We start from the raw sequence: 17,679 nt of genomic DNA on the forward strand, positions 1-17,679 counted from the left end.
CATGCCCGATGGACAGCCGCCGCCCCCCGCTCGCGCCCGTGTTCCGCAGTCTGCCGGAGTACGTGCGGCACTGGGCCGAGACCACCCCCGACCGCCGGGCGTTCACCTTCGTCGACCATCCCGCGCCGCATTCGCGCGGCGTCCACCGCACACTGACCTGGCGCCGACTGGACCTGCGGATGCGGGCCATGGCCGCCCGGCTCGCCGCAGAGGCGGAGCCCGGGGAGCGGGTCGCGGTGCTGTGTCCGCAGGGGACGGACTACATCACCGCCTTTCTCGGGGCGCTGGCCGCCGGCCTGGTCGCCGTACCGCTGTATCCACCGGGGCTGCCCGGGCAGGGCGACCGGCTGTCGGCGGTGCTGGCGGACGCGCGCCCGGCGGTCGTGGTGACGGCCGGTCAGGTCCTGGCGGAGGTAAGCGAGTTGTGCGAGGGCCGGGACGTGAAAGTCGTCGCCGGGGACCAGGTGCCCGACGCCACCGCCGGTGACTGGCAGCTCCCCGCCCTCGACGCCGAGGCGGTCGCGTACCTCCAGTACACCTCCGGCTCGACCCGCACCCCGGCGGGTGTGGAGATCACCCATGCCAATGTCGTCGCCAACGCCCGCCAGGCGCTGGCCGCCTACGGTGCCGACGTGCATCCGGTGACCTGTGTGGGCTGGCTGCCGCTGTACCACGACATGGGACTCGTGCTCAGTGTCGCGGCGCCGGTGGTGCGGGGGCTGTTGTCCGTGCTCATGGATCCGGTGGCCTTCCTGCACGAACCGGTGCGCTGGCTGCGGCTGCTGGCCGCGCACCCACGCGCGCTGAGCGCGGCGCCCAACTTCGCCTACGACTACTGCGCGTCGACGGTCACCGAGGCACAGAAGGCCGACCTGCGGCTGGACGGCGTCTTCGCCCTGATCAACGGAAGCGAGCCGGTCCGCGCCGGCACGGCCGACCGATTCCACGCCGCGTTCGCCGCCCAGGGACTCCCCCCGGAGACACACTGTCCGTCGTACGGGCTGGCCGAGGCGACCGTGTTCGTCAGTGCCGCCCGCCCTTGGCAGCCGTGGCGCAGATTCGCGCTCGACCGTGACGCCCTGGCCACCGGGAAGGCCCTGCCCGCGCGGCCCGACGATCCGAGGGCCGTGCTGCTGACCGGCTGCGGGGCTCCGGCGGGCCAGCGCGTGCGGATCGCCGACCCGGTGTCGCGGGAGGCACTGGCCGAGGGCGAGGTCGGCGAGATCTGGGTGCAGGGCCCCAACGTGGGGCGCGGATACCGGAACCAGGAGCCCCAGACCCTGCGCGTCTTCGGGGCCGAACTCGCCGACGTCGCGGCCGGGCCGGGCAAGTGGCTGCGCACCGGCGATCTGGGGACGGTCCTGGACGGGCAGTTGATCGTCACCGGGCGACTGAAGGACCTCATCGTCGTCGACGGACGCAACCACTATCCGCAGGACGTCGAGGCCACGGCCCAGGACGCCCATCCGGCCGTACGACGCGACCGGCTCGCCGCGTTCGGCGTACCGGGCAGCTCCGGGGAACGGGTCATCGTCGTCGCGGAGCACGCACGAGCCGTGCCGCTCGCCGACATCGACGTACCGGCCCTCGTGCGGACCGTACGCGCGGCCGTCTCCGCCCGGCACGGGCTGCGGCTCTCCGACGTGGTTCTCGTCCCGCCGGGCACGGTGCCCCGTACCTCCAGCGGAAAGGTGTCCAGGGCGCTGACCCGCGAGCGCTATCTGGCGGGTGCCTACGCGGCGGAGGTCGCGGGATGAGGGGCGCGAGCGCGCGAGAGGGCCACCTGCGCCGCCTGGTCTCCGAAGGGGAGGGCGAAGAAGCCGCGCTGCGTCGGCTGATCGCCGAGAAGGTGGCCGCCTGGAGCGGGATCGCGGTCGGGGAGGTGCCGATGGACCAACCGCTCGCGGACCTCGGGATGTCCTCCCGGGACGCGGTCGCGCTGGCCGGGGAGTTGTCCCGGGCCACGGGCCTCGACCTGCCGGCGACGCTGCTGTGGGAGGCGGCCACGGGAGAGGCGCTGGTGGAGCGCGTGTGCGGTGCCGCGGCGGACATCGCTCCGGCGCAGAGCACGGCTCCTGTGCCCGCGGCTCCCGCACCCGAGCCCGGCGAGCCGATCGCGGTCGTCGGGATCGGCTGCCGGCTGCCCGGGGGCGTGCACGGCCCGGACGAGTACTGGCGGTTGCTGCGTGAGGGCGTCGACGCGATCCGGCGGGTCCCGGAGGACCGGTGGCGTGACTTCACGCCCTACCCGCCCGCCGACGCGCTCCCGTACGGCGGCTACCTGGACGACATCGCCGGGTTCGACGCGGACTTCTTCCGCGTAACGCCGCGCGAGGCCGCGGTGATGGACCCGCAGCAGCGGATCCTGCTGGAGGTCGTCCAGGAGACCCTCGACCACGCCGCCGTCCCGGCCGCGTCCCTCGCCGGCACCACTACCGGTGTCTTCGTCGGGGTCTCGGCCCCCGAGTACGGCCAGCTCACCGGTGCCGACCCGGAGGCCGTCGATCCGTGGGCCCCCGCGGGCGGGGCACTGAGCGTGGCGGCGGGCCGGCTGTCGTACGTCCTGGACACGCGCGGGCCGAGCATGGCCGTCGACACCGCGTGCTCGTCCTCGCTGGTCGCCGTGCACCACGCGTGCGTCAGCCTGCGCACGGGCGAGAGCGACCTGGCGATCGCCGCGGGGGTCAACCTGCTGCTCTCCCCCACGGTCACCGTCGCCTTCCGGCGCGCGGGCGCGCTCGCGCCGGACGGGCGCTGCAAGCCGTTCTCGGCGGCGGCCGACGGCATCGGCCGTGCCGAGGGCTGCGCGGCGGTGCTGCTGAAGCGGCTGTCCGACGCCGAGCGGGACGGCGACCGCGTCCTCGCCGTCATCCGCGCCACCGCCGTCAACTCCGACGGCCGCTCCAACGGCCTCCTCGCCCCCAACCCGGCCGCCCAGCAAGCCCTCTTGACGACCGCCTACGTGCGAGCCGGGCTCGCCCCCGCACGCATCGACCACGTCGAGGCGCACGGCACCGGCACCCCGCTCGGCGACCCCATCGAGGCGGGCGCGCTCGGCGCCGTACTCGGCACGGGCCGCGACCCCGACCAGCCGCTGCTCCTGGGCTCGGTCAAGGGCAACCTCGGCCACCTGGAGTCCGCCGCGGGCATCGCCGGACTGGTGAAGACGGTGCTCGCCCTCCACCACGACCTGATCCCGCCCTCGCTGCACTGTGCCGAGGGCAGCGCCCTGGACGACGACGTACGACTGCGGGTCGTGACGGAGGCCGAGCCCTGGCCCCGGTACGGCGGTACCGCCACCGCCGGGGTCTCCGGATTCGGGTTCGGCGGCACCAACGCCCACGCCATACTGGAGGAATGGCGACCCGGCGCCCTCCTCCCGCCCCCCGCCGACGAACCCCCCGCCCGCCTCCACCTCCTGTCCGACGCCGACGCCGCGCGCGTCCGTGACACCGCCGGCCGGCTGGCGGAGTGGCTCGGCACGCCCGAGGCAGGCGCCACGCACCTCGCCGACGTGGCCCGTACGCTCGCCGGCCGGACGGGGCGGGGGCCTGCGCGAGCCGCGATCGTCGCCGGTGACCGAGCCGAACTGGCCGACGGGCTAGGTGCGTTGGCGGCAGGGCGGCCGCACGCGCGGGTCATGACGGGCGACCTGGACCTCGTCGGGCGCGGCCCGGTGTGGGTCTTCTCCGGGTACGGCAGCCAGTGGGCCGGCATGGGACGCCGGCTCTTGGACGAGGAGCCCGACTTCGCCGCTGCCGTGGAGAAGGTGGACGCGCAACTGGCCCCCGAGTGCGGGTTCTCCCTCTGCGACCATCTGGCTTCCGGCGGCGGCCTCGACCTGCTGGAGGTCGCTCAACCCGTGCTCTTCGGAGTCCAGTTGGCTCTCGCCGAGCTGTGGCGGGCGCACGGCGTCGAGCCGGTCGCCGTGATCGGGCACTCCCTGGGCGAGGTGGCCGCCGCGGTGTGCGCGGGCGCGCTGGAGGTGTCGGACGCGGCCCGCGTCGTCGCCGTACGGGCCCGGCTGCTCAGCGGATTGCGCGGTGGGTCGATGGCGGTGGTCGACCTCGAAGACGGTGAACTGGACTCTCTGGAACGGGACTTTCCCGGCGTCCATGTCGCCGTGCATTCCTCCCCCCGGCAGAAGGTCGTCACCGGGGAGGAGGCCGCGGTGACCCGGCTCGTGCGTCGACTCGAGCAAGAAGGGCGGGCCGCACGGGCGATGCGGGTGGTCGGGGCGGGGCATTCCCCTCAAGTGGAGCCGCTGCTGGCTGAGTTGGCCGACGCGCTCGCGGACATCCGAGGCGGCCGCCCCCGCATCCCCGTCTACTCCACCGTGCTGGACGACCCGCGGGGCGACTGTGTCTTCGACGCGGCGCATTGGGTCGCGAACCTGCGGCGGCCCGTACGCCTCGACCGGGCCGTCGCCGCGGCGGCCGCCGACGGCCACACCGCCTTCGTCGAGCTGTCCCCCCACCCCGTCCTCACCCGGGCCATCACCGACACCGCGCCGGGTGCCCTCGCCCTCGGCACCCTCCATCGCGGCGCCGACACCTCCGCCGACTTCCTCACCCAACTCGGCACCCTCCACACCGCCGGGTCGCGCCTGCCGCTGCCGCCCGGCCGGATCACCGACCTGCCCATGCCTCGCTGGCGGCACGTGCGGCACTGGTGGACGGACGGGCGGACGGAGGGCTCGGCCACGGGCCTGCCGAGGGCGTGGTCGGCACGGGGCCCGCTCTCCATGGCGGGCCGCGTGGTGCCCGCGGCGGGCGGGCACCTGACGGACAGTGGACGCGTGGCGGAGGGCGCCTCGGTCGCGGACCGTCTCTGCCATCACATCGCCGCCGTCACCGGGCACCCGCCGACTCGGATCACCCCCACCACGGCGTTCGCCGAACTGGGGCTGGACTCCCTGATGGCCGTCCGCATCCGCACGGCCGTGGAACGCGAGTTCGCCATCGAACTGCCCCTGCGCGACCTGCTGGGCGCCACCACCGTCGAGGACACGGCGACCCGCATCCAGCAGGCACTGCCGGGGAACACGTCGGCGGCCGAGGACATCCAGGCGCCGCCGACGAAGCCGACCAGCGGGCAATCCCCGGTCCCGTCACTGCTCACCGCCGACCCCCCTCCCCCGCTCCACCCCCTCCACCTCACCGGCTCCCACCCCCCGCTCTTCCTCGTCCACGCCGCCGGTGGCACGACCGACGTCTACCGCAACCTCGTCGAACGCCTCGGCGGACAGCGGCCGGTGTACGGCCTGGAGCGGCTCGCAGAGGCCCGTACGGTCGGCGAGAAGGCGCGTCAGTACGCCGAGGCGGTGACCGCCGCGTACCCCGACGGGCCCTGTCTGCTGGGCGGTTGGTCGTTCGGCGGATTCGTCGCACAGGAGGCGGCGCGCCGGCTCACGGCGGCCGGGCGGGACGTTGAGCTGGTCGTGCTCATCGACTCCGTACGACCGCTGCCCCGGACGGAAGACACAGACGCCGACCGCATCCGCGCCCACTTCACCGGCTTCGCCCGCCACGTGGCCGAGACGTACGGTGTCCAACTGCGTCTGCCGTACGACGAGTTGGCCGCGACACAGGACGACGGCGAGCGCATCGACACCGTACTGCGGGCCCTGCGCGAGGCGGCCGACCTGCCGCGCGCCGCCCTCGAACACCAGCGGTCCTCCTATCTGGACCTGCGGATCGGCGAGGCCCATCGGCCGGGCCGTTACGACGGGCCCGTGGTCCTCTACCGGGCCACTGACCCGGCCCCGCACACCGTGCGCGACCCGGCGTACGAACGCGACGACGCATCGCTCGGCTGGGACGAGGTGTGCCCCGATCTGTCCGTCGTCCGGGTCACGGGCCACCATCTGTCGCTCCTCGACCCGCCGCACGTCGATGAGATCGCCGCGCATCTGCGGCGGGAGCTCGCGAAGGACCGCCGCTGAATCCGACCGAGGAGAGCCGCCATGCCCGACCGCACCACCGCATCGTCCCGGGGTACCGCCGCAGTACCCGCCGGCACCGCCGGAATGTCCCGACGCGCCGTCACCAGAGCGGCCGCCGCCACCGGCCTGGCCGCCCTCTTCGGGGCCACGGCAACCGGCACCGCAGGGGCGACCACCCGCCGGGCGGCCACCGCCGCTCCCAGCGTCACTCAGCTCGGCCCCCGCACCTTTGATGTCTCCCTGCCCTCCGCCGCCCTGGGCCGCAGCGCCCCGGTGCGGCTGGTGCTGCCCTCCTCCTTCGCCACCCAGCCCGGCCGCACGTACCCCGTGCTGTACCTCCTCCACGGTGCCCACGACGACTACACCTCCTGGACCCGGGAGACGGACATCGTGGCGTTCACGGAGGGGCGGGAGCTGATCGTGGCGATGCCGGACGCGGGGCCCACCGGCATCCCCACCGCCTGGCGCAGCGGCCCGAACTACGAGACCTTCCAGCTCACCGAGGTACCCGCGCTGCTCGCCCGGGACTACCGGGCGTCCGCGGTCCGGGTCGTCGCCGGGGTCTCCACCGGCGGTTACGGGGCGATGGCCCACGCCGCGCGGCATCCGGGAACGTTCGCGGCGGCGGCCTCGTACAGCGGCATCCTCGACACCACCGCCCCCGGCGTGCCCAGCCTGATGGACGCCATCGTGACCCGCGAGAACCTGGCGCCGCTGTCCCTGTGGGGCAACCCGATCCTGAACCTGCTCACCTGGCGGGACTTCAACCCGCGCGCCCGCGCGGCAGGGCTGCGCGGCACCGCGCTGTACGTGTCCAGTGGCAGCGGGGTGGTGGGCGGGAGCGGCGACTGGCTGCCGGAGGCGCTGGAGAGCGCGCTGTGGCCGTCGGCGCACGCCTTCACCGACACGCTCGCCCGGCTGCGCGTACCGGTGACGACTCACTACTACGCGGGAGGGGGGCACAGCTGGGCCTACTGGAAGCGGGAGTTCGCCGCGTCGTGGCCGATGCTCGCCGGTGCCCTGGGGGTGCCGGCGTGAGGCCGGTGCCGTCGGGGCACGGAACGGAGCGCAGGGGACGTACGTCCAACCCAGGACTTGTCCCTCGCCCCACGGGCACCAGCCCGCGGGTGAGCCGCTTCCGGGTGAAAGGAGGGTCCGCCGTGGCTGCTCCCACACCACCGCCCGGCGTACCGGACGGCCCGCGCGCCGCCCCGGTGCCCCCCGAGTTGGCCAAGCTGCTGCGCGACCAGCTGGAGTCCGTCGCCGACGAGGTGGAGGAGGAGGTGCGCAGACAGGTCCCGGAGTACGCCCGGCCGGGGACGTACGGCACGCACCTGAGATCCGGGGTCGTACAGGCGCTGACCCTGTTCGTCGACCACATCGCGGATCCGCAGGGCCAGGGCGCCGCGATCACCGCCACGTACTACGAACTCGGGCGCGGCGAGGCCCTGGAGGGCCGCGCCCTGGACGCGTTGCAGTCCGCGTTACGGATCGGCGGTCTGCACGCCTGGCGGCTGATGGGCCGTACCGCGGAGGACCTCGGACTGGACTCCTCGGTGGTCGCCACGCTGGGTGAACTCGCTTTCCAGACGGTGCACGAGGTCGCCGAGGCGGCCGCCGCCGGATACGCGGAGGCGCGGCTGCGCAGCACGGACGAACTGGAGCGGCGTCGCCGACGCCTGCTCGGTCTGCTGCTGGGCGAGGGGCCGGTGGCCCCGGAGGCGATACAGGATCTGGCGCACGGCGCCCGGTGGTCGGTGCCGAGACAGGTCGCGGTGGTCGCGCTCGCGTCGGCCCCGGACCAGCGGGAGGCGGACCGGCCGTTGGCGGCCGCGGGGGCGCTGGTGGACATGGACTCCCGGCCGCCGCGGATGCTGGTGCCCGACCCGGACGGTTCCGGCCGTTTCGGCGGCCGGGCGTTCACGCTCGCGCTGCGCGGCCGGCCCGCCGCGATCGGACCGACGGTCCCGCTCGACGAGGCCGCCCGCTCGCTGCACTGGGCCACCCGGGCGCTCGGCCTGATGGGGCGCGGCATCCTGCCCCGGCAGGGCGTGGTGCGCTGCGCCGACCATCTGTCGACGCTGCTGCTGCACGCCGACGAGCCGATGCTCGCCCAGCTCCAGTCGCGGGTGCTGGCCCCGCTGGACGCGGTCGCGGAGGGGCCGCGCGGACGGCTCGCCGAGACGCTCCTGGCGTGGCTGCTGAGCGGCAGCAACGTGCCCGACGTCGCCGCCCGCCTCCACGTCCACCCGCAGACGGTGCGTTACCGCCTGCGCCAGTTGGAGAAGCTCTTCGGTGACGCCCTGCACGACCCCGGCGCCCGCCTGGACCTGATCCTCGCCCTGCGCGCGGAGGCATTGCGGGACGACGGCACCTTCACCCCGTAGGGAAGCCGGCCGGCGCGTTCTCTGCGAGGAATTGGCTAACGCGTGACGCGATGGCGGAGGTAGACGAACTTCGAGTTGAAGGTGCGGGTCTCGACGAGTTCGAGATCCACCCGGCGCTCGTCCCGGGGAAAGAACGGGATGCCTCCGCCGACCAGCACCGGGTAGACCATGGCCCGGTACTCGTCGATCAGACCCGCCGCGGCCGCCTCCGCGGCGAGCGTCGCGCCGCCGATGGCGATGTCGCCCTCCCCCGGCTCGGCGCGCAACCGCTCGATCTCCGCCGCGACGCCGCCGGAGGCCAGTCGGGCATGGCCCCGCACCGCCGACAGCGTGGTGGAGAAGACCACGTTGGGCAGCGGATTCCAGAGCGCGACCCACTCGAGCTCGGCCTCGTCGAGCGGCCCGTCCTGGCCGGCGGTCTCCCAGTACAGCATCGTCTCGTACAGCCGCCGCCCCATCAGATGAACGCCGACCTCCCGGATCTCGTCGATCCAGAAGCGGAAGACGTCCGGGTCGGGCGCCGACCAGTCGAAGCCGCCGTCCGGCCCGACGATGTAGCCGTCGAGTGAGACGTTCATCGAATAGGTCACGCTGCGCGTCACATGTCCTCCTCGGAAGCAGGGTTTCACCGTACGACTGCGTCGGGCCGCCAAACTCATCGCCACTCGCGGGATTGCCCGGGTCGAACCACCTCGCCAGATCATGTCAGCAAGAAACCCTTACTCACCTCGGCACAAAAAGACGAGGAGTTCCTTAATTCCCGTCCATCACACCCGGTCCGTCGACGCGAATACGTTCGGGACGTCCTTTCCACAGGCGCTCCACGCGCCCCACCCTCAAAGGATCCCCATGCGTATCCGCTTGTGTTTCGCCGCGCTCTCGCTGATCGGCGGAGCGGGACTGGCCACCGTCTCGGCCCCCACGGCAACGGCCGCTGCCTGCACGGACATCGACGTCGTCGCGGCGCGCGGCACGTTTGAGCCCGGCACACTCGGCTTCATCGTCGGCGACCCGGTGTATTCCGCCCTGCAGAAGAAAATCACCGGCAAATCGCTGTCCAGCTACAAGGTGAACTATCCCGCGGACCTTTCCCTCACCTCGGCCGCACAGGGCAACACGGACCTGGTGAACCATGTCAGGAGCCAGGCCGCTTCCTGTCCGAACCAGCGTTTCATTCTCGTCGGCTATTCGCAGGGCGCGAACGTCGTCGACAACTCCATCGGCATCAGCAGCGCCGGCGCGGTCGTCGGCAGCCCGATCGTGGCGACGATTCCCGCCGCGCTCGAACCCAAGGTCGCCGCGGTGCTGCTGTTCGGCAACCCGATCCGCGCCATCGGCAAGAGCGTCACCGGCACGTACCAGAGCCGCACCATCGACTTCTGCGCGGCCGGTGACCCGGTCTGCGAGAACGGCGGGGGCGACGTGGGCGCCCACCTCGGCTACACCGCGAACGCCGACGCGGCGGCCACCTTCGCCGCGACCAAGGTCTGACCTCCGCACGGCGTGCCCGGGAGACAGCTCCCGGACACGCCGAGGCGCCGGCCGTCTGTAGTGGCCGCGAGCCGCCCCAGGAGCCGTATGTCTGGCCGCCGACGCGGGTGTCGGCGGTCACCGTGGTGCCCGCCGTACCGCCCGCCGGAACGGTGACCTGGCGCGAGGAGGTCTCGAACATGCCCTCGGGGGCGGGCTTGCCGTCCACTGCGAGCGCTTCGACCGGCTGGTCGTCGGTTGGTGCTGCTGCGTCAGGAGGGCGGCGGCGCCCGCGACATGCGGGGCGGCCCTCGAGGTACCGCTCAGCTCGGCGTAACCGGCCGTTCCCGCGTACCGCGACTGGAGAAGTCGGCGAGCCAGACCGCCGATAGCCGAACGGCAACGGCGGTCTGGCTCAACGGCCTTGCACGATCCACCCTTTGAGCGCGACCGACCGACTAGGTTCCCTGGTCGGGGTCCCGTGCGAAGTCCGTCAGGTTCGTGGAGACGGGTTCGGGGCGGCCGTTGTTCTGGGTGGGCGCGGCGGTCAGTACGTCGAGGTGCTGGTAGCCGTCGGCGACCACGGGGTCCAGGTCCGCCGGGACGCGGCCCGCCAGCAGGCCGTCGCCCGCGAGCACGGTGAGCGTCGGGTTGGCGGTGAGCCCGTCCGGATGCACCACGAGCCGCTTGATCTGCGGGGAGGTGGACATCTGGATGTCGGTGACCAGCTTGGTCGGGAAGTACTGCTCGGTGAAGTCCAGTGGCTGCTCGGCCATGCTGCGGGCCAGTTCCTGGATGTCGGTGACCTCCTTGCCCGCGTCGGTGAACGGTGTCCCGTCGGCCGACCGGTACCCGGGGTCGTCGGGGTCGCCGACGCGGTCGTAGTTCCGCCAGGTGTAGAGCGGCCCGCCCGGCTGGTCAGGGATGGCCTTGTACTCGCTGCCGAACAGCGCCGGCTGCTCCTCGCTGCCGTTGGCGACGGGGAAGTTCTTGTCGACGACGGGCCCGCCGTCGAAGAAGCCCACGCTGCTCTGCAGGAACGCCAGCGGTACGGAGTGATCGTCCATGAGCGCGCCGAGGATCGCCTCGTTGGTGAGCCGGAAGTCCTTCACCGCGGGGGATCCGCTGAGGAAGGTGGCGGTGTCCTCGGAGAACAGGAAACGGTTGGTGAGCTCGATGTTGGTGTTGTCGGGCAGATAGCGCGGCAGATCGGTCTCGCCGTCCGGGTCCTGCAACGCGCCCAGCCCGCCGATGGCCAGCAGGGTCATCGTCTCCGGGTTGAGCAGCACCGGCGCGGACAGGGTGCGGGACAGCACTCCGCTGTCGAGCCCGGCCTGGACCACGCCGTAACCGAGGCCCACGTCCGGCAGGTTGGTGTCGTCCGGGATGCTGCCGCTCAGGTCGGCGAGCGAGGTGGAGACGGTGGTGTCGAGCGCGAAGTAGCCGGCGCACTGGTTGTGTCCGGCGTCCGCCGTGGTCGCCCGGTCGCCGTCGAAGTCGGCCGTCGCGAAGTACCCGGTGATCACACCGCCCAGCGAGTGTCCGCCGCACAACACCTTCTGTTTGCGCAGCTGTTGGTCGGGCAGCTCGGCGGTGAGGAGGTCGTACTGGTCGCGGACGGTCCGCTCGATACCGAGTTTCGCCATCCACCCCAGGTCGCCGTTGCCGACGTAACCGTCGAAGGTGCGGCCGTCGACCCTCTTGTCCCGGTAGTAGTAGTCGACGGCCGTGTGCTGGTCGCCGGAGGCCACTCCGGTGCGGTCCTCCAGGCAGTTGGAGCGCCGGTCCAGTGCCCAGAACTCGATGTGCTGCCCCTGTGCGGCGGCGCGGGACACGGTGTTGCGGGCGACGCTGTCGAAGGCTCCGGCGCCTTCCAGGATCCCCGGCTGGGCGACGAGGATCCGGTCGGCGTCGGCCGAGTCCGCCGGTCCGCCGGCGGCCCGGTAGCGCAGGTACGACAGCCAGTCGCACGCCGCCGGCCGCGCCCCGAAGGACGCCGGCAGCGGCGCCCTCACCCGCACCAGCGTCTCGGTCACACCGCCGACCGGGCTCGTCGACACCACGGCCGTCTCGGTCCGCGCCTCCTCGCCCCGGGCATCCGGGGCGGCTCCGGTGAACGCCCCGACGGTCAGCAGCACCGCCAACGCGACACTCCGCGGCGCCCCAAGGGTCATTGCTCTGCTGCGACTCGTGTTCATGCTGGGACGGTAGGACCGCGAAACCGGCCCCATCGGCCCTTGCTCACAACATCGCAGCACCGGCCGGCGCCTTTGTCACGAGGCTCCAACTCCCCTGGCCGCCGTCATGGCCATCAGTCGGTTCACCGGCGGAGCCGGGGCGCGAGCACCGTGCGCACCGCCCTGGTCACGTTGCTCGCGGCGGACCCGTCCCCGCCGTCGGATTCCGGCTCCAGCACGCGCTGGATCTCCAGCAGCAGTTGGTTGGTCGACCGCCAGAGCGGGACGAACATGCCCGCGACGGGACCCACGCCCTGGACCGGGCCGCCGGACAGCTCGGTGACCTTCTCGGCGAGCGTGACCGTTGCAGGGTCCCGCAGGATCAGGTGCACCTCACCGTCGGCCAGCCGGATTTCCATCCGGCGCGCGGCGGCCTCCTCGGGGTTCGCGTCCGTGGTCGTCTCCGGATCGAGTTCGTCGATCTTCGCGGCGACCGTGGCCGGGTCGACGCCGAGTTCGCGCAGCACCCTGGCCGCCATGCTGTTCTCCGCCCGCAGCATCGCCTCGAGCAGGTGGTGGCTGCCGACCGGCGCTCCACCGGCCAGTGCGCTGGCGACGGACACGGTGTCCTCGGTAGCCGGTGTGCCGGTCGGCCACGGGCTGGGCGCGACGTCCTGCGAACCCTCCAGTGACGCCAGCACCGCGGTACGGACCTTGCTGATCGGATTGATCCGCTGCGCGAGCACCTTCGCGCCGGCGCCCTCACCTTCCGCGGCGACCAGGGCGAGCAGGATGTGTTCGGTGCCGATGGAGGTGTGGCGCAGCTGGTGCGCCTCGCGCAGCGCGAGGTCCAGGGTCTTCTTCGCGCTCGGCGCGAACGGGATGTGGCCGCTCAGTTCCTCCGTGCCGGGCTCGGCCACCGCGGCGATGTCGGCTCGGGCGGTCTCCTTGTCGTACCCGAGCTGTTCCAGGACTTTCGCGGCCGTGCTGTCCGGCACGTCGAGCAGCCCCAACAGGATGTGCTCCGTGCCGATGTAGCCGTGCTTGAGCAGCCTCGCCTCCTCCTGAGCCGTGACGACGACCTTGCGTGCTTTCACCGAGAACCGTTCGAAAGTCATGCTTATAGGGTCTCAACCCTGTCAATACACTGCTATTGATAGGGTCACCATGCCGAAGGGAGGGTGTCATGGAGACGCCGTCGAACTGGGAGGACCGGCTCGCGAGCTGGCAGAACGAGCTGGAGCTCTTCGAGCGACTGGACGAGACGCCCTGGGTCACGCTGGCCAAGGCGGAGAGCGAGACCGGCGTCTCCCGCTCGGCCCTGCGGTCCTGGTACCGCAACGGCGAGATCCAGTCCCGGCTGGTGGACGGTCCGAACGGGCCGCAGCGCCTGGTCCGGTTGGACGCGGTGATCGAGCGCGCCGCCGCGTCACCGCGCATCCAGCGCAGGGCGGAACGGGAAGTCAGCCTGGAAGCCCAGGTCACCCTGCTTCGGCACCGGGTCGACCAACTAGAGCTGCGGCTGGCCGCGCTGGAGCGGAAATGACCGGCGCGAGCGCCACCACCGGACGGGGTCGGCCGGATCAGACGTGTGCGAGGAGGCGGTCCAGCGGCCGGGGGACCCTTTCGAGGTCCAGGTGCGCCACAAGTGCCTGCGCGTAGAGGGCCTTGCGGCCGCTGTGCGTCCCCATGAAACGCCGTAGCTGATGCTCCACGGGCCGTTCCCGCTGCGCCGGCTGCCCCTGGAAGGTGTGGAAGGGGCGCATCTCGCCCTGGGCTTCGATGACTTGACGCACGCCCTCGGCCCCGAGAGCGCGGATCAACTCGTCCTCCAGGTCGGCGACGCACACGTGGAACCCGAGTGCCTCCAGCCCGGCCCGCGAGAGACCGGAGCCGAGCCCGACGCGTCCCAGATGACGCCGGAAGTGCCGTTCCTCGCCGATGTCGCAGAGACCGGCCAGCGGCAGCCCGAGCCCCGTGGGCCCGCACACGTCAAGGAAGCGCCCGATGTTGGTCGCACCTCCCAGCGGTACGACCGCGACGCCCTCCGCGTCCAGATCGCGGCCGTGGCGCGCGGCCAGCGCTTCCAGCGCGACCTGATCGCTGCTCCCCTCGACGAGGACGATCGTCCGCACACCGCCGGCCAGTTCCCTGGCCACCACGGCGGCCTCGTCCGCCCCCGCCCCACCGGCCGCCCACGCGACCGTGGCCCGACGGAATCGCCCCAACTCGTCCACGAGACCTCACTTCCCGCCGCCATCGTGACACGGCCGAGATCCCGCACGCACACGGCTTTCCGCGGGCCGATCGTCGAGCGCATCGTGGCGGCAGAGTGATGACTCCGACCCACATGTGATGCTGGCGCCATGACCGATCAAAGCGAGATTGCCGTCGTCCGCTACCGCGACCGGGCCGCTTCCGTCGAGGGCGGCCTGGCCGCGTTGCTGGCCTCCTACCACCTGCGCACAGAGGCCGAGAAGGGCAAGGCCGTTGCCGATGTGGACGGGCTGCCGGAACGCTACCGGGCGGAGATCTCCCACCCGGGGACAGCGTTCGGCAACGATGACGTGCTGATCGCCCTGAGCGGCGACACCCCTGTGGGCTGTCTGGTGGTGACCGCCCCCGCCGACGGGCGGTCTGAGGTCAAGAGACTGTGGACGGACCCGGCATTCCGGGGCCGGGGCATCGCGTCCGGCCTGCTCGACGCCGCGCTCACGCATGCCGCGGAGAGCGGCGTGGACACCCTGCGACTGTCGGTGTGGAAATGGCGGACCGGCGCCATCGCCCTGTACGAGCGGTTCGGCTTCACGGTCACCGAGTCATGGGACGAACGGGATCAGCTGGTGTGCATGCAGCGCGCCGTGTGACGTACCGCTGCACTGGCGCTGCGACCCGAGCCCGCACCGCGGACAGCAACTGTCCGCCGTAGCCGACCGGTTGGGATGGACACCACCGCTCAGCTCATCGAGACCGCGAAGGATGCGGACCGTGCCCCAACTTCCCCTGATCACGGGACAACAGCATCAGGTACTGGCCGGCGGCGGCGCGAGTTCCGCCGCGACCTCGACCGCGATCTCGACGGCTCGGGCGGCAAGCGGTGAATGGGTGCGTCCGGCCCGCCAATGCAGGTAGATCTCCCGCGGCGGCAGCGACGGCTCCAGCTCATGGACGCGGAGTCTTGCGTCGGATGACACGTCGGCACCGCGGATGGCGAGCCAGGGCAGCACGGCCGATCCCAGTCCGGCTCGCACCATGGACAACAGGGTGTCGTTGACCGCGGTGCGGAAGACGACGCGCGGACGGGCGCCGCTTCGGGCGATCGCCTGCTCCATCTCGGGCTGGTCGCAGGTCAGTGGCCAGGCCACCATCGGTTCCCCGTCGAGCCGCTCCAGCGGGACCGGGCCCTCGGGGAAGGTGCCGACGCCTGCCACCAGCAGGTACGGGTCGTCGAGCAGCTTGAGTCGCTCGACGTCGCCGTCGATGCGGCCGTCGTAGAACAGCAGATCGAGGTCGCCGATCTGTGGCTGCTCCGGCTCCTCCTCGGACAACCTGATGTCGCAGGCGGGGTAGTCGTCGCGCAGCCGTCGTACGACCGACGGCAGGATCACATTGGACACGCTCTGGAACGTGCCGATGTCGATCCGGCCGCCTCCCGCCTTGAACCGGTCCACGGCGTCGGCCAACGCGTCCGCCCTCGCCAGCAGTTCGCGGCCCTGGTCCAGGACCACGGAACCCAACGGAGTCAGCCGCACCGGCTTGGGACCGCCCGGCCGGTCGAACACCGGGCCGCCCACGGCCTTCTCCAACGCGGCCACCTGCTGGCTCACCGTCGACTGGGTGTACCCGAGGCGGGCGGCCGCCCTCCCGAACGAGCCCTCCTCGATGATGGCGGCCATCGCCGCCAGATGGCGAAGTTCCAGGTTCATCACGCGTTCCAGCGTAAGGAAAGCCATCGCTTTACGCGATTAAGTCGATCGAAAATCATCGCTTTTCACGATGCTTTCCGAGACCTAGCGTTCTGGACATGACCTCACCTCGATCTCACGGCGAACGACTCCTCGACATCAACGGCGCCGAGTTGTGCGTAGAGACCTTCGGCGACCGCGCGGACCCCGCGATCGTGCTGGTCGCCGGATCGGCCGCCTCGATGCTGTGGTGGGACGCCGAGCTGTGCGAACGGATCGCCGTCCGTGGCCGGTTCGTCGTCCGGTACGACCATCGGGACACCGGCCGCTCGACCTGCTACCCGCCGGGAAACCCGCGGTACTCGTTCACCGACCTGACCCGGGACGTGCTCGGCATCCAGGACGCTCTGGGTATCGAGCGCGCCCATGTGGTCTGCCAGTCGATGTTCGGCGGGACCGGACTCATCCTCGGGGTGGACCATCCCGACCGGGTCGCGTCACTGACGTTCGTCTCGAGCTCCACCGGCGCCGACGACCTGCCGCCGCCGTCGAGCGATCTGGCCATGCCGGCCGAGCCGGACACCTCCGACGCGGCCGCGGTCGTCGCATACGTGGTCGCCGGTGCGAAGGCGTACGCCGGTGGCTCACCGCACTTCGACGAGGCCGCGGTCCGGGCCCTGGTCGCACAGGACGTGGCGCGCGCCAGGAACTACGCCTCGACCCTGGTCAACCACTTCGTCATCGAGCTCGACGGGCCGGTGCGAGGAGGCTTCGGCGACATCGCGGCGCCGACGCTCGTGGTGCACGGCGACCACGACCCCGTGCTGCCGCTACCGCACGGCAGGGCGCTGCGTGACGCGGTTCCCGGTGCGGAGCTGCTGGTCCTGGAGGGGGCCGGACACGACCTGCCGAAGGCCGTGTGGGACAACTTCGTGTCGGCCCTGGTGCGGCACACCCGGGGAGACCGGCCATGAGGCGGCTGCGCTCGGCACTCTGGCTGCCGCTCTTCGAGGACCTCGCCGACCCGCGAGTGGTCGCACGCCTCGCCGCCGAAGCGGAGGAAGCCGGGTGGGACGGCTGCTTCGTGTGGGATCAGCTGTGCTGGCGGGCACCGGTCCGACAGGTCGCCGACCCCTGGATCGCGCTGGCGGCCATCGCGACCGCCACCGAACGGCTGCGGTTGGGCCCGATGGTGTCACCGCTCGCCCGCCGACGGCCGGCCAAGGTCGCGCGGGAGACCGCGACGCTGGACCGGCTCAGCGACAGCCGCCTCACCCTCGGCGTCGGCCTCGGCAGCGACCGGTTCGCGGGCGAACTGTCCAGGACCGGGGAGCAACTCGACGACCGGCTGCGCGGCAGGATGCTCGACGAGTCCCTGGCGATCCTTGCCGCCGCCTGGTCCGGCGAGCCGGTGCGCCACCGCGGCGACCACTACACGGTCGTGGACATCGCGTTTCTTCCGCGCCCGGTCCAGCGGCCCGGCGTACCGGTCTGGGCCGCAGGCTTTCCGGGCAACCTCAAACCGGTCCGCCGGGCCGCCCGGCTCGACGGGTTCTTCCCGGCCAACCTCGAGCACCCGGACCAGCTCGCCGAGGTCGCCGCCACCCTCACCGCACTGCGCCATGGTGAGATGGCCTCGTACGACATCGCCGTCAGTCTTCCGCTCGGTGTCGATCCCGAGCCGTACGCGAAGGCCGGCGCGACGTGGTGGCTGCCGGAGTTCGACCCGGGTGTACGGCTCGACGCCGTGCGAGGCGTGCTCCGCGACGGCCCCGCGGCATGAGGAGGCAGCAGTC

Annotated in this window: 15 protein-coding genes; 9 read left to right on the forward strand and 6 right to left on the reverse strand. The window is 72.2% G+C overall.

The window, feature by feature from the left end; translation table 11 throughout:
* The first annotated feature begins 8 nt into the window (after nucleotides 1-8).
* From OG381_RS05460 to OG381_RS05475, 4 genes are all read left to right on the forward strand, one after another.
* Nucleotides 9-1,757: a fatty acyl-AMP ligase gene (locus OG381_RS05460; protein ID WP_327714959.1), complete on the forward strand. Its 1,749-nt coding sequence runs from the start codon at nucleotides 9-11 to the stop codon at nucleotides 1,755-1,757.
* Complete coding sequence (locus OG381_RS05465; protein WP_327714960.1) at nucleotides 1,754-5,944, forward strand: type I polyketide synthase; 4,191 nt, start codon at nucleotides 1,754-1,756, stop codon at nucleotides 5,942-5,944. The genes OG381_RS05460 and OG381_RS05465 overlap by 4 nt, the downstream gene beginning before the upstream one ends.
* A 21-nt stretch (nucleotides 5,945-5,965) precedes the next feature.
* Nucleotides 5,966-6,982, forward strand: a complete 1,017-nt coding sequence (locus OG381_RS05470) for an alpha/beta hydrolase (RefSeq protein WP_327714961.1) — start codon at nucleotides 5,966-5,968, stop codon at nucleotides 6,980-6,982.
* A 122-nt stretch (nucleotides 6,983-7,104) separates the two neighbouring features.
* The gene (locus OG381_RS05475) at nucleotides 7,105-8,331 is read left to right on the forward strand and encodes a PucR family transcriptional regulator (protein ID WP_327714962.1); all 1,227 of its coding nucleotides are present in this window, start codon (nucleotides 7,105-7,107) and stop codon (nucleotides 8,329-8,331) included.
* 35 nt (nucleotides 8,332-8,366) lie between these two features.
* Here OG381_RS05475 and OG381_RS05480 read toward each other — a convergent pair whose 3' ends face one another.
* Nucleotides 8,367-8,933 (reverse strand): dihydrofolate reductase family protein, encoded by a 567-nt coding sequence (locus OG381_RS05480; protein ID WP_327714963.1) that lies wholly within the window; start codon nucleotides 8,931-8,933, stop codon nucleotides 8,367-8,369.
* Between the two features lie 247 nt (nucleotides 8,934-9,180).
* Here OG381_RS05480 and OG381_RS05485 point away from each other — a divergent pair, with 247 nt between their 5' ends.
* Nucleotides 9,181-9,822 (forward strand): cutinase family protein, encoded by a 642-nt coding sequence (locus OG381_RS05485; protein ID WP_327714964.1) that lies wholly within the window; start codon nucleotides 9,181-9,183, stop codon nucleotides 9,820-9,822.
* A 117-nt stretch (nucleotides 9,823-9,939) separates the two neighbouring features.
* On the opposite strand, the gene OG381_RS05490 is transcribed toward OG381_RS05485, so the two are convergent.
* The 3 genes from OG381_RS05490 to OG381_RS05500 all read right to left on the reverse strand — a co-directional run bounded on the left by OG381_RS05490 (nucleotide 9,940) and on the right by OG381_RS05500 (nucleotide 13,096).
* Nucleotides 9,940-10,191: a S8 family serine peptidase gene (locus OG381_RS05490; protein WP_443062026.1), complete on the reverse strand. Its 252-nt coding sequence runs from the start codon at nucleotides 10,189-10,191 to the stop codon at nucleotides 9,940-9,942.
* Between the two features lie 68 nt (nucleotides 10,192-10,259).
* Complete coding sequence (locus OG381_RS05495; RefSeq protein WP_327714965.1) at nucleotides 10,260-11,999, reverse strand: hypothetical protein; 1,740 nt, start codon at nucleotides 11,997-11,999, stop codon at nucleotides 10,260-10,262.
* Between the two features lie 122 nt (nucleotides 12,000-12,121).
* On the reverse strand, nucleotides 12,122-13,096 hold the full coding sequence (locus OG381_RS05500) for a Clp protease N-terminal domain-containing protein (protein ID WP_327714966.1): 975 nt from the start codon (nucleotides 13,094-13,096) through the stop codon (nucleotides 12,122-12,124).
* A gap of 68 nt (nucleotides 13,097-13,164) precedes the next feature.
* Between OG381_RS05500 and OG381_RS05505 the strand changes: the two genes are divergently transcribed.
* Nucleotides 13,165-13,524, forward strand: a complete 360-nt coding sequence (locus tag OG381_RS05505) for an excisionase (protein WP_327714967.1) — start codon at nucleotides 13,165-13,167, stop codon at nucleotides 13,522-13,524.
* A gap of 37 nt (nucleotides 13,525-13,561) precedes the next feature.
* Here OG381_RS05505 and OG381_RS05510 read toward each other — a convergent pair whose 3' ends face one another.
* Entirely contained in the window at nucleotides 13,562-14,215 is a 654-nt protein-coding gene (locus tag OG381_RS05510; protein ID WP_327714968.1) for an ATP-dependent endonuclease, read from the reverse strand.
* A 129-nt stretch (nucleotides 14,216-14,344) separates the two neighbouring features.
* On the opposite strand from OG381_RS05510, the gene OG381_RS05515 reads away from it, so the two are divergent.
* Nucleotides 14,345-14,845 carry a GNAT family N-acetyltransferase gene (locus OG381_RS05515; RefSeq protein ID WP_327714969.1) on the forward strand — a complete coding sequence of 167 codons (501 nt, stop codon included), beginning with the start codon at nucleotides 14,345-14,347 and terminating at the stop codon, nucleotides 14,843-14,845.
* A gap of 156 nt (nucleotides 14,846-15,001) precedes the next feature.
* Here OG381_RS05515 and OG381_RS05520 read toward each other — a convergent pair whose 3' ends face one another.
* Complete coding sequence (locus OG381_RS05520) at nucleotides 15,002-15,904, reverse strand: LysR family transcriptional regulator (protein ID WP_443061874.1); 903 nt, start codon at nucleotides 15,902-15,904, stop codon at nucleotides 15,002-15,004.
* A gap of 98 nt (nucleotides 15,905-16,002) precedes the next feature.
* On the opposite strand from OG381_RS05520, the gene OG381_RS05525 reads away from it, so the two are divergent.
* Both OG381_RS05525 and OG381_RS05530 read left to right on the forward strand, forming a co-directional pair.
* Nucleotides 16,003-16,857: an alpha/beta fold hydrolase gene (locus tag OG381_RS05525; protein WP_327714971.1), complete on the forward strand. Its 855-nt coding sequence runs from the start codon at nucleotides 16,003-16,005 to the stop codon at nucleotides 16,855-16,857.
* On the forward strand, nucleotides 16,854-17,666 hold the full coding sequence (locus OG381_RS05530) for an LLM class flavin-dependent oxidoreductase (RefSeq protein WP_327714972.1): 813 nt from the start codon (nucleotides 16,854-16,856) through the stop codon (nucleotides 17,664-17,666). Before OG381_RS05525 ends, OG381_RS05530 begins: the two co-directional genes overlap by 4 nt.
* Nucleotides 17,667-17,679: the final 13 nt, after the last annotated feature.

It is taken from the genome of Streptomyces sp. NBC_00490, from assembly GCF_036013645.1.
GTDB lineage: Bacteria > Actinomycetota > Actinomycetes > Streptomycetales > Streptomycetaceae > Streptomyces > Streptomyces canus_F.